Genomic DNA, 12,187 nt, shown 5'->3' on the forward strand with positions numbered 1-12,187 from the left:
AGGTTCCTGCAAGAGGTAACGCGCATGGACTGGCTGGCAAAATATTGGTGGATTCTGGTGCTGGTGTTTTTGGTAGGTGTGCTGCTGAATGTGATCAAGGATCTCAAACGCGTCGACCACAAAAAATTCCTCGCGAATAAACCGGAACTTCCCCCGCATCGTGATTTTAACGATAAGTGGGATGACGACGACGATTGGCCGAAGAAAGACCAACCGAAGAAATAAACCAGAGCCGGAAGGGGTTTCCCCATTCCGGCTTTGTCTTTTAGATCATCTCAATTACGTCATCATCGTTCGGCGTACCGCCGCTGAGCGCTTCGTCAAAGTAGTGCTTCGGCACGGTATAGCGCAAATGGTCGAGTGCAAACTGCATGCTACGGTCATCAATCGCGTGACCGAGGTCTTCCACAATATCCAGCGTGACATCCCCACCTGCGCTTAACAGCGCATCCTGGGCGGCTACCGCATGCGAAAGCTCAATGACCCGATCTTCCCCACCGTGAATCAGATGAATCGTGGTGGCGGTCGATGCCGTTTCCGGCAGGCTGGCGTAGCGTCCGTTAAACGCAATCACCCGCGAGGCCAGCCCAGGCTCGGCTTTGATGCTCTCCAGCGCCATAATCGCGCCCTGCGAGAAACCAATCAGCGCCGTGGCATTTGCCCCTACGCCACTCTGTTTTTGCCAGTAACGTACGGTTTCGATAAACACCGGCATGATAGCGTCAATCCGTGCCTGACGGTTCTCTTCCGTCACCCCTTGCACGGAAAACCACTGCCGCCCGGATGCCGGTCCGCTCGGCTCAACGCCGCCGATACTGACCACCAGCGCGTCCGGGAAGAGAGGGGCAAACCACGAACCAATCTCTCCCATCGCAACGGGGTTATCACCCACGCCATGAAACAGCAGCAACAGCTGTTGAGCAGGTTGGGCCGGACTTTGAACAACAAAATGGTCATGTTTCATGGCGATCTCCTTAACTGATGTCGTTAATTCTACGCTGCTCAATCGCAATGACCATGCCAGAAAATTGAAGGAGTTAGTGAAAAAATTGCCATTGCAGAATGCGATTACGGTCATGCTCAGTCCGTGCGGGATCCAGCCCGGCTAACGCCTGCGCCGCCTCTTCCCGCTGACGCTTCAGCAGTGCTTTGCGCCCTGAAAGGCGCAATGTCACACAGAGTTCCGCATCGCTGAGGCGTGCTTGCAGGCTGCCCCGCAGCGCCGGTAGCGGCAACGCGCTGGTCGACAGCAGGCGGTTCAGACCACCGAGAGAGGTCAACAACGGACGGTGCGCGAAAGCAAACCCTGCCAGCGTCTGCCAGTCATCTTCATTAAGCGTAGTCGCTTTCAGCGGTTCAACCGGGATCGCCTCCCCATTCCACCGCGCAAGAATATCCGCATCGCGACGCAAACGGTGGTGCTCATATTCGGCCAGGTGCCTGCCTGCCGCGCTTAGCGGTAAGAGCGCCATTGCGGTATAGCAGCCGCTACTGGCCTCCTTGTGGTTGCCTACCCGCACCAGGATAAAACCACAGCGCTGCCAGAAGCGCCACAGCTCCGGCGTATAGCCAAAGCTCACGGAAAGATAGTCACAGTGTGCCGTATGAGCCTGCGCGATCAGCTGTTGTCCAATCCCCTCACGCTGACGTCCCGGATGGACGGCAATGCGACTGATTCGACGACCGGTCAGGGTAGCCGCCAGCGGATCGCCACCGTGTGCCGCCAGCGACTGCGCGACGAGATTCCCCCGCGGTCGCCGAAATCCCGCCCAGACCGCCTGGCTGAGTTCGGGAGCAAGACCGCCTTCCTCAACCAGCCAGAGTGCCCCGACGATTTCCCTGTCACAGGTGGCGTGGAAAAAATGCTGCCCCGGCGCATCCATCATTCGGCGTAGATCCAGCGGAGAGGTACGATAATGCGCCCCGGAAAGCAGCCGATAGACCGCCAGAGGCATTTCCGGTTGCGTCTGCCAGGCGTCCTGTTCGAAAGGCCTAATCACCATGCAGCCCTGCGGGGTAGTCGCAAAATCGTCATCATCAAAAACCAGCGCGTCGCTAACCCATTTCTCCAGCGGACATCCCTGCGCCCAGCGGACGGGTTGCTGAAGTTCATAACGCTGTCGTTCCGGGAAGCGGGCGCAAAATTTTAACAAAAAGCCGCGTCCGGTGCCTTCGTAGCCCTGTACGGTCGTTGTCAGTAGGGCGCGCGGAAAACGGGAAACCAGACGCTGAAGGAGCGGCGCAGGGATCGCCGCCGCCTCATCCACCACCAGCCAGTCGGCATCAACCTCCGCACTCAGCAGCGCATCTGGCGCCATAAAGCGGAAACGGTCACCGGCAAATTGCGCCAGCACATCCGTTGCCGCTTTCGCCGGTGCCGTCACAAGGGCGTTGCCCGTAATACGTGAAATCAACTGACCGGCCAGCGCCGATTTCCCACGTCCACGCGCGGCGGTCACCGTGGCGATCCCTTCGGGCATCCGGAGCAGTTGCGTCAGAATAGCGGCCTGTTCCGGCAGCGGCGCACCGGTTGCGGACTGCCAGTGAGGACGTTCTGAAAAATACGGTACGCAAAACGGCTGCGACTGTTGCCAGCACAGCGTCTGTTCATCCGCCGCGATGAGGCGACGAATGCGGTGGATAAAATGGGGAGTCGCAATAGGTTGCGCGCAGTCGCTCCAGCGCAGCGAATCATTATCAGGACAGAGATGCCAGCGCGCCAGTGGCGGCGTGAGTAACACCAGCCAACTGCCCGCGCGCAGCGTTCCGCTTAAGGCAGCAAAAGCCGCCGCATCAAACCCGGCCAGAGCATCGAAAACGGCATGGTGGAATTCACGTCCCAGTAACGTTTGCAGCGCCAGCGGCGTGCAACTGGGTTCGGCGGCGGCATCAGGGGAAACCCATAGCCAGTCGCCGGGCAACGTGTCGCGCAGGTGCTGTACTTGTTCATGACACCAGGACGCCTCGCCGCTCAGCACCAGCAGGCGGCGAATCCCCTCCCGGGTCATTTGCGCGGTTAACGCATTCAGCGCGGTGTAACCAGACATCCCTGCCTCAGAAGTTAAAAACCTTTACCAAAGGTATTACATTGCGCCGGATTGCCACTATCGAAACCGCGCTTAAACCAGCGATAGCGCTGCTCTGACGTCCCGTGGGTGAAGCTGTCCGGAACGACGCGCCCCTGACTTTGCTGCTGGAGACGATCGTCGCCAATCGCTTCGGCGGCATTCAATGCTTCTTCCAGATCGCCGGACTCCAGTACGCCCTGCTGCTGCATGCTGTTGCCCCAGACACCGGCAAAGCAGTCCGCCTGTAGTTCCATACGGACAGAGAGTTGGTTGATTTCCGCCTGCGAGGCGTTCTGCTGCATCTGACGCACTTTCGGCTCGATGCCAAGCAGTTTCTGGACGTGATGACCGACTTCGTGAGCAATCACATACCCCTGAGCGAAATCACCGTCCGCGCCCAGTTTGTCTTTCATGTCATCGTAGAAGGAGAGATCGATATAGACCGTGCTATCCGCCGGGCAATAAAACGGCCCCATGATGGATTGTCCGGTACCGCAGCCAGTTCGCGTTGCACCACGGTACATCACGAGCTTTGGCGGTTGATAGGTACGCCCCATTTTTTCAAACTGCTGTCCCCAGGAGTCTTCTGTCGTTGCCAGAATCACCGAGGTAAATTTTGCCGCTTCATCTTCATTCGGGCTGATGGAACGCTGAGACTGCTGCTGAGAGACCGGTTGTCCCGTCATCAGTCCGGTTAAATCGACGCCGTAATACCCGGCAACCAGCACGACGATGAGCAGAATAATCCCGCCTTTGCCGCTCGGCAGACGAAATCCTGGCCCGCCCAGAGAGGGACCACCGCCTGAGCTGCTGCGCCTGTCTTCCACATTGTCACTTTCACGACGCCCTTGCCAGCGCATACTTACCTCAACATTCTATTCGTTATGATGATGATCGTAGGCGGTTCAGCGGAAGATTACCACAGGAAAACAAGATTGAAGTGCGAAGAGCGGGTCGGAGAGCATCCCCGACCCGAAAGGTAAGTTAGTCGAGATTCACACCCAGACGACGCGCCACGGTTTCATAGGCTTCAATCAGACCACCCAGGCTCTGACGGAAACGATCTTTGTCCATTTTCTCGAGGGTCTCTTTGTCCCACAGACGGCTACCGTCCGGAGAGAATTCATCGCCGAGCACCACTTCGCCTTTGTACAGACCGAACTCCAGTTTGAAGTCGACGAGGATCAGTCCTGCGTCATCGAACATTTTTTTCAGCACATCGTTCGCTTTATAGGTCAGCTCTTTCATTCGTGCCAGATTCTCTTTGCTCACCCAACCAAAGGTTTCGCAGTAGGAATCATTGACCATTGGGTCATGCATTGCATCGTTTTTCAGGAACAGGTCGAATAACGGCGGATTCAGTTCGATGCCCTCTTCAATACCCAGACGTTTAACCAGAGAGCCTGCCGCACGGTTACGCACCACGCACTCGACCGGCACCATATCCAGCTTTTTCACCAGACATTCGGTATCAGAGAGCAGTCGCTCCATCTGCGTCGGGATACCCGCTTCGGCCAGTTTGGTCATGATGAAATAGTTGAACTTGTTATTCACCATACCTTTACGATCAAACTGCTCAATGCGCGCGCCATCCCCTGCTGACGTATCATTGCGGAATTCGAGCACCAACAGGTCCGGGTTTTCCGTGCTGTATACGGTCTTCGCTTTACCACGATACAACTCAGCTTGCTTTTGCATCTTCATTACTCCTGGGTGTGATCATTTGTATTCAAAACGGGGAATATTATGCCACGCACACGTTTGCGTAGCACGGAAATAAAAAGGGCCGGATTTCTCCAGCCCTGTTTTTTACTTGCTAAACGCTGCCTGGAAGATAGCAACCAGCGCGTCGTTCTGGCTCTGCGTCAAGGTATGCCCCTTCGGATCGATAAACTGCAAGCTGCTGCGGTTGTCTAAATCACCGACCTGCAGTTTGTAGTCACCGGAAGAGAGCCCTGGGTCGCGAGCGCCCAGCTCCTGCCAGCCGCTATCGGACAGCGGTTTGTAGGTAACAGCCATACTCCCCTGCGAACGGGTACTGTCGGTCACTTTCATGCCGACTTTCTCCAGTGCTGCCGGGAGGCGCTGCCAGACGACGTTGAATGGGCCACGCACCACCAGCATCGGTAAACCGGTGTCATCCGCGGCGCTCTGCACATCCATCGTGGCGGCAGAACGGTTCTGTGCAGCATTCGCGGCGTCAGTCGCGGTCTTATCAAGGCCCGCAGAAATCACGTTCATCATCTCAGTGCTATAACGCTGCAGTGAAGCGGCATCCGCCACAGGCTTACCGGCCTGCTCAAGGTTGACCAGTTTCACCATCACCGCCTGCTGATAGCCCTGCGGTTTAACCGAGATTTGATAACGGCCACGGTACTGCTCGTCTTCGTCCAGACGGTTCCAGTCAACCCAACCGGTTGTCAGCGTCTGGCTGGCATCATCACGTTTTTCAATCGTGTAGTTTTTAGACTGAATCACGCTGACCACCTGCGGCCACAGCGTATTTCCACGCCCGTTTTCCACCAGCAGCGTGGCGGTATCACCCGCAAACTGGGTCCGGGCACCGGAAACCAGCGCCAGCGGCTGTGCCGGCGGACGGATATCCAACGCTTTCCCAACAGCACCGCTGCCGTTGGTGACCGGAATGTTGTAGTCGCTCGTGGTCACCGGCAGAATCATACCGGCAGGCGCATGAAGTTCAGCAAGCGGTGCGGCTTCCAGATAGGATTCATCACCACTCACCTGGCGCTTGTAGCGCGAGTCAGAACTACAGGCCGCGAGCAGCAAAACAAGCGAAACACCCGCAACCCTGGCCAGGCGCGACTTTTGTACTGAGTAAGCCATCAAATCTCCCTAAACTTTACAGCAAACCGGCATGCTTGAGCGCCGCTTTGACAATTTCACGACCATTGTCTGTGATGGGTGTCATCGGCAAGCGCAGCGTATCAGTCGCCACAAGGCCCAACGCCTTACATGCCCATTTCACTGGGATTGGGTTGGGTTCGACAAACAGTTTGTTATGTAACGGCATCAGACGCTGATTAATGGTACGCGCCTCGGCAAAACGCCCTTCCGCCGCCAGTTTGCACATTTCCGCCATATCACGCGCCGCAACGTTAGACGTCACGGAGATCACGCCATGACCGCCTAACTGCATAAAGTCCATCGCGGTCGCGTCATCGCCGCTGAGCAGCAGAAAATCATCGGAAACCAGCTCTTTGATCTGGTGAACCCGACTTAAGTTCCCTGTCGCCTCTTTAATTGCGACAATATTTTTTAATTCCGCCAGACGACCAACGGTTTCCGGCAGCATATCGCAACCGGTACGGGATGGCACATTATACAGAATTTGGGGCAGGTCAGTATGTTCCGCGATGGCTTTGAAATGCTGGAACAAACCTTCCTGAGTCGGACGGTTGTAGTAAGGCGTTACCGTCAGGCAGCCGACAATTCCGCTGTCATTGAAACGCTGCGTCAGACTAATGGCTTCTGCGGTCGCGTTCGCGCCCGTACCGGCAATCACCGGGATACGCCCATCAGCCAGCTCCAGCGTCATCATCACCACATCGCCATGTTCATCATGACTCAGCGTAGCGGACTCACCGGTAGTGCCAACAGAAACGATCGCCGAGGTGCCACTGGCGACATGATAATCAATCAGTTTTTTCAGGCTTGACCGGCAGACATTACCTTTTTCATCCATCGGTGTAACAAGCGCGACAATACTTCCCGTGAACATGGGCCATCCTCTGTGCAAACAAGTGTCTCAATGTTACGTTTGGTACGACAATAAAAGCAAGCGACGAGAGCCCTTCTGATTGTTGTATGCAGGTTTTTTTTATGCTTTCCTTATGATTACCCCACCTCTCAAAGGAAGAACAGGTTTGACACCTTCATCGCAACATTATCTGGTTATTACTGCGCTGGGTGCCGATCGCCCTGGAATTGTGAACACGATCACCCGCCATGTCAGCAGTTGCGGCTGTAATATCGAAGACAGTCGCCTGGCCATGTTGGGCGATGAGTTTACGTTTATCATGCTGCTGTCGGGTACCTGGAATGCCATCACCCTGATCGAATCGACCCTGCCGTTGAAAGGTGCAGAGCTGGATTTACTGATTGTGATGAAGCGTACGACGGCGCATCCCCGTCCGCCAATGCCGGCAACGGTATGGGTTCAGGTTGATGTACCGGATTCGCCACATTTAATTGAACGATTTACAGCCCTGTTTGATAACCATCGAATGAACATTGCGGAACTGGTTTCGCGCACGCAACCTGCTGAAAATGATAAGGCGGCGCAGTTATACATCCAGATTACCGCCCACAGTCCGGCATCGGATGATGCCGCAAATATTGAACAGGCCTTTAAAGCACTATGTACAGAACTCAATGCACAAGGCAGTATTAACGTTGTTAATTATTCACAACATGATGAACAGGATGGAGTTAAGTAATGAATCCACTGAAAGCCGGTGACATCGCACCGAAATTTAGCTTGCCGGATCAAGACGGAGAACAAGTAAATTTGACCGACTTCCAGGGACAGCGTGTGCTGGTCTATTTCTATCCGAAAGCCATGACGCCAGGCTGTACCGTTCAGGCCTGTGGCCTGCGAGATAACATGGATGAGCTGAAAAAAGCAGGTGTAGACGTGCTGGGCATCAGCACTGACAAGCCTGAAAAGCTTTCCCGTTTTGCCGAAAAAGAGCTGCTTAACTTTACCCTGCTGTCCGACGAGGATCATCAGGTCTGCGAGCAGTTTGGCGTCTGGGGCGAGAAATCCTTTATGGGGAAAACCTATGATGGGATCCATCGCATCAGCTTCTTGATTGACGCTGACGGTAAGATTGAACACGTTTTCGATGATTTCAAAACCAGTAATCACCACGATGTGGTGCTGAACTGGTTGAAAGAAAACGCCTGACTTTCACGCTGCCGGATGACGGCTGACGCCCTGTCCGGCCTACCGTGTGTAGGCCGGGTAATCGGCTGTCTGTTTAAGCGTCCTTTTTTACACTCGCCTTTTTATCTCGCGCTACCTTTTTGCCTTTCGCTCAGAGCGCATCGACTAACACACAGTTCACCACTTCCCTGTTACATAAACGCATCAGGACTCGTCAACGACCTGCGCATCCGGCCAGGCATGGACAACGGCCTTGATTAACGTCGCCAGCGGAATGGCGAAGAACACGCCCCAGAATCCCCACAGGCCGCCAAAGATCACCACTGACAGGATAATCACCAGCGGATGCAAATTGACTGCTTCAGAAAACAGCACCGGCACCAGCAGGTTGCCGTCCAGCGCCTGGATAATCAAATAGACGGCGAAACAACTCCAGAACTCGGTCCCCAGACCGAACTGGAACAGCGCAACGCCTACCACAGGAATAGTGACTACAAAAGCGCCAATATAGGGAATGAGTACCGAGAACCCCACCAGCACGGCCAGTAGCAGTGAGTAGTTGAGGCCAAACATCAGGAAGCCCAGCCAGGTCGCCACGCCCACCACCACCATCTCCAGCACCTTGCCGCGGATGTAGTTAGTGATTTGCTGGTTCATCTCCTTCCAGACCTGCCCCGCCAGCCCGCGATTACGCGGCAGCACACGACGCACGGCGTTCAGCATTTGCTCTTTATCTTTGACGAGGAAGAACACCATCAGCGGCACCAGCACCAGATAGACCGCCAGAGTCAGCAGTCCGACCAAAGAGGCCAGCGAATATTTCACTACCGAATCGCCCATCGTCAGCATGCGGGTGCGCATATTTTCCGCCATCGCATCGATGATGCCCGCATCCATTAAGGCTGGATAACGACGCGGCAGCGTGGCGGCAAAATCCGACAGTTTGTTCAACATGCCTGGCATGTCGCGAATCAGTAAGATCCCCTGTTGCCATGCCACCGGCATCACCACAAAGGCCATCAACAGCAAAATGCCGACAAATACGATCAGCACGAGAGAGGTCGCCCAGCGGCGCGAGCAGCCGATGGCTTCGAGGCGCACCGTTGGCCATTCCAGCAGGTACGCCAGCACAATGGCAACCAGCAGCGGTGCCAGTAATCCGCTAAAAAAGAAAAGAATGCCAAACCCGGCAACCAGAATAACCAGCAAGGCAATCGCCTCGGGGTCGCTAAAGCGACGGCGATACCATTGCATCAACATTTCGAGCATAAAACCTTCCCTGAACCTCAATAGCGGGATTGCGATCCCGAATTGTATCGAAATGTCACAAAAAAGACTTCGCTTTTTATTGCTGATTCTGGAAACTGAAAAGTCATTTGTGCAGGGTATTCATCGACAAATTTCGCCGTTACACTGCCTGTGTCGGCAGACACGGAACGATACGACCCGGCATCGGTCAAATGACTATCTCAAAGAAAACAGGACAGAGGTTATGTTCAGGCAGTTTAAGAAGAACCTGGTTGCTACCCTCATTGCCGCGCTGACCCTGAGTCAGGTGGCTCCCGCGTTCGCAAACTCCGCGGACAGCTTGCCAGACATGGGAACCTCGGCGGCAAGTACGCTTTCCATCGGCCAGGAAATGCAGATGGGCGATTATTATGTACGCCAGCTGCGTGGCAGCGCGCCGCTGATTAACGATCCGCTGCTGGTTCAGTACATTAATGGGTTGGGTATGCGTCTGGTTTCACACGCCGATTCGGTCAAGACGCCCTTCCATTTCTTTTTGATTAACAATGACGAAATCAACGCCTTTGCTTTTTTTGGCGGTAACGTCGTGCTGCACTCTGCCCTGTTTCGCTATTCCGATAACGAAAGTCAGCTCGCCTCAGTTATGGCGCACGAAATCTCGCACGTCACCCAGCGCCACCTTGCGCGCGCCATGGAAGATCAGAAACGCAGCGCGCCGCTGACCTGGGTTGGCGCGTTAGGCTCCATTCTATTGGCGATGGCGAGCCCTCAGGCCGGGATGGCCGCGCTCACCGGCACGCTGGCGGGATCGCGTCAAGGAATGATTAGCTTCACGCAGCAGAATGAACAGGAAGCAGACCGTATCGGCATTCAGGTTTTACAACGTTCTGGATTCGATCCGCAGGCGATGCCGACCTTCCTGGAAAAACTGCTCGACCAGGCGCGTTACTCCTCGCGTCCGCCTGAAATTTTGCTGACCCACCCCCTGCCGGAAAGTCGTCTTTCAGATACCCGCAATCGCGCAAACCAGATGCGTCCGGTGGTGGTGCAATCCTCTGAAGATTTCTATCTGGCGAAAGTGCGAACTCTGGGGATGTATAACTCCGGGCGAAACCAACTGACCAGCGACATGCTCGACGAGTGGGCAAAAGGTAACGTCCGACAGCAGCGCGCGGCGCAGTACGGTCGTGCGTTACAGGCGATGGAAGCCAATAAATACGACGAGGCTCGCAAAGCGCTGCAACCGCTGCTGTCCGCAGAGCCCAATAACGCCTGGTATCTGGATCTGGCCACCGACATCGACCTCGGGCAAAAGAAAACCAGTGACGCGATTGCCCGACTGAAAAAAGCGCGTGATTTGCGAATCAACCCGGTTTTGCAACTTAACCTTGCGAACGCCCTGCTACAGGGCGGTCAGCCACAAGAAGCGGCAACCATCCTTAACCGTTATACCTTTAACAACAAGGACGACGCCAACGGCTGGGATCTGTTGGCGCAGGCGGAAGCCGCGTTGTATAACCGCGATCAGGAACTGGCCGCGCGTGCGGAAGGGTATGCGTTGGCGGGCCGTCTCGATCAGGCCATCTCGTTACTGAGCAGCGCCAGTTCGCAAGTGAAGCTGGGCAGCCAACAACAGGCGCGTTACGATGCGCGCATCGACCAACTGCGCCAGTTGCAGGAACGCTTTAAGCCGTACACGAAAATGTAAAAAGGATTCTCCATGTCAAAGGCCGTAAAAATCTACCATAACCCGCGCTGCTCCAAGAGCCGCGAAACGCTGAACCTGCTGCAATCGCACGGTGTGGAGCCAGAAGTGGTGCTTTACCTGGAAACGCCTGCCGATGCCGCAACGCTGCGTCAGTTGTTGAAGATGCTGGGCATGGAAAGCGCCCGGGAACTGATGCGCCGAAAAGAAGATCTCTACGCGTCGCTCAACCTGGCTGACAGCAGTCTGAGTGAAGATGAATTGATTCAGGCGATGGTGGAACACCCGAAACTGATGGAACGTCCAATTGTGGTGGCGAACGGCCAGGCGCGTATTGGCCGTCCACCGGAACACGTGCTGGAAATCATCGGCTAATCACTCCCGCCGTAGTGCTTCGAGAAAAGCCTGCGGCGTCATCTCCCCCAGTTTTTTCTGCGCCTTGCCGGTATTATAACTTTCGCAAATCTCTGCCAGCAGTTGACTGGCGGATACGTCCTTTACCCGCGGCACAATCGCCGCCAGCGGAAGGTTAACCTGAATCGCATTCTGCACGTTATGGTTTATGTTGTGCGTCATCCCTCGAGCTATCAGCCCCTGTTCCAGCCCATCAAGATAGGTGTCAGAAAAGAATGTCTCAATAGATTGTATATCAGCCGGACAGGCTGTCAGCAGCGCATCCAGCCATTTCATTACCAGATGCGGCGAAATCCCGGCATACAGTCGCGCGTAGCACCAGCCGCTCACCGGTTCACGAGCCCAGAGCACATGATGCTCCCCGCTATCCTCCATATGCAGTGAAAGCGGGAGGTGATGCACCTCAAGCACATGAGGGAAATGCCCGGCCTTCAGTGCCTTTTTCCCCTGCAAAGGTGTCCCCTGACGCATCAACCTTGCAGGTTTAAGATAACGATTTAGCGTCGCACGGGAAACGTGAATGCCCAGCCCTTCATTGACCAGTAACAAAAGCTCATCTAACGGCGCGCCGGTCGCATCCCGCAGTCCGTTAATCAGCGCAATCTGCTCTTGTCTCATCGCTTTGTGTATCACTTTCGGCGTAGTTTGCCGATCGGCAGTCTGCTCACGTTGTCGCCAGCGCCTGACCGTGGTGACGGAAATCCCCAGCTCAGCGGCCAGCGCTCTGTCGCTTTTATCCGACTGCTGCAGATAACGACGGATGCGCGGTGTCGTGGTGGCATTGGCATGCAGTTTTATTTCCATCGCCAAATCCTTTTCCAAAGAGATAACTAATGATATGAGATT

The 12,187-nt window shown here is 55.1% G+C and carries 13 protein-coding genes; 5 read left to right on the forward strand and 8 right to left on the reverse strand.

Annotated features, from left to right (window positions below; all coding sequences use genetic code 11):
• The first annotated feature begins 24 nt into the window (after nt 1-24).
• The gene (locus ACQ0PY_RS17025) at nt 25-225 is read left to right on the forward strand and encodes a YpfN family protein (RefSeq protein WP_012906607.1); all 201 of its coding nucleotides are present in this window, start codon (nt 25-27) and stop codon (nt 223-225) included.
• 40 nt (nt 226-265) lie between these two features.
• Here ACQ0PY_RS17025 and ypfH read toward each other — a convergent pair whose 3' ends face one another.
• The 6 genes from ypfH to dapA form a co-directional block, all read right to left on the reverse strand.
• Nucleotides 266-964 carry an esterase gene (gene ypfH, locus ACQ0PY_RS17030; protein ID WP_044256912.1) on the reverse strand — a complete coding sequence of 233 codons (699 nt, stop codon included), beginning with the start codon at nt 962-964 and terminating at the stop codon, nt 266-268.
• 73 nt (nt 965-1,037) lie between these two features.
• Complete coding sequence (locus ACQ0PY_RS17035; protein ID WP_090050516.1) at nt 1,038-3,047, reverse strand: tRNA(Met) cytidine acetyltransferase TmcA; 2,010 nt, start codon at nt 3,045-3,047, stop codon at nt 1,038-1,040.
• A 14-nt stretch (nt 3,048-3,061) separates the two neighbouring features.
• Nucleotides 3,062-3,928 carry a KPN_02809 family neutral zinc metallopeptidase gene (gene ypfJ / locus ACQ0PY_RS17040; RefSeq protein ID WP_042999864.1) on the reverse strand — a complete coding sequence of 289 codons (867 nt, stop codon included), beginning with the start codon at nt 3,926-3,928 and terminating at the stop codon, nt 3,062-3,064.
• Nucleotides 3,929-4,052: 124 nt separating this feature from the next.
• Entirely contained in the window at nt 4,053-4,766 is a 714-nt protein-coding gene (gene purC / locus ACQ0PY_RS17045; RefSeq protein ID WP_042999863.1) for a phosphoribosylaminoimidazolesuccinocarboxamide synthase, read from the reverse strand.
• A 111-nt stretch (nt 4,767-4,877) separates the two neighbouring features.
• Nucleotides 4,878-5,912, reverse strand: a complete 1,035-nt coding sequence (gene bamC, locus ACQ0PY_RS17050) for an outer membrane protein assembly factor BamC (RefSeq protein WP_042999862.1) — start codon at nt 5,910-5,912, stop codon at nt 4,878-4,880.
• 16 nt (nt 5,913-5,928) lie between these two features.
• Complete coding sequence (gene dapA, locus ACQ0PY_RS17055; RefSeq protein WP_042999861.1) at nt 5,929-6,807, reverse strand: 4-hydroxy-tetrahydrodipicolinate synthase; 879 nt, start codon at nt 6,805-6,807, stop codon at nt 5,929-5,931.
• Nucleotides 6,808-6,952: 145 nt separating this feature from the next.
• On the opposite strand from dapA, the gene ACQ0PY_RS17060 reads away from it, so the two are divergent.
• Nucleotides 6,953-7,525: a glycine cleavage system transcriptional repressor gene (locus ACQ0PY_RS17060; RefSeq protein WP_042999860.1), complete on the forward strand. Its 573-nt coding sequence runs from the start codon at nt 6,953-6,955 to the stop codon at nt 7,523-7,525.
• A complete protein-coding gene (gene bcp / locus ACQ0PY_RS17065; protein ID WP_042999859.1) occupies nt 7,525-7,995 on the forward strand; it encodes a thioredoxin-dependent thiol peroxidase in 471 nt (156 codons plus the stop codon). The genes ACQ0PY_RS17060 and bcp overlap by 1 nt, the downstream gene beginning before the upstream one ends.
• Before the next feature lie 183 nt (nt 7,996-8,178).
• Here bcp and ACQ0PY_RS17070 read toward each other — a convergent pair whose 3' ends face one another.
• Nucleotides 8,179-9,243 (reverse strand): AI-2E family transporter, encoded by a 1,065-nt coding sequence (locus tag ACQ0PY_RS17070; protein WP_042999858.1) that lies wholly within the window; start codon nt 9,241-9,243, stop codon nt 8,179-8,181.
• A gap of 223 nt (nt 9,244-9,466) precedes the next feature.
• Here ACQ0PY_RS17070 and bepA point away from each other — a divergent pair, with 223 nt between their 5' ends.
• Both bepA and arsC read left to right on the forward strand, forming a co-directional pair.
• The gene (gene bepA / locus ACQ0PY_RS17075; protein ID WP_042999857.1) at nt 9,467-10,930 is read left to right on the forward strand and encodes a beta-barrel assembly-enhancing protease; all 1,464 of its coding nucleotides are present in this window, start codon (nt 9,467-9,469) and stop codon (nt 10,928-10,930) included.
• Nucleotides 10,931-10,942: 12 nt separating this feature from the next.
• Nucleotides 10,943-11,302 carry an arsenate reductase (glutaredoxin) gene (arsC, locus tag ACQ0PY_RS17080; RefSeq protein ID WP_042999856.1) on the forward strand — a complete coding sequence of 120 codons (360 nt, stop codon included), beginning with the start codon at nt 10,943-10,945 and terminating at the stop codon, nt 11,300-11,302.
• On the opposite strand, the gene ACQ0PY_RS17085 is transcribed toward arsC, so the two are convergent.
• Complete coding sequence (locus tag ACQ0PY_RS17085) at nt 11,303-12,145, reverse strand: helix-turn-helix domain-containing protein (protein ID WP_109740462.1); 843 nt, start codon at nt 12,143-12,145, stop codon at nt 11,303-11,305.
• Nucleotides 12,146-12,187: the final 42 nt, after the last annotated feature.

It is taken from the genome of Citrobacter sp. LST-B2 (assembly GCF_057983045.1).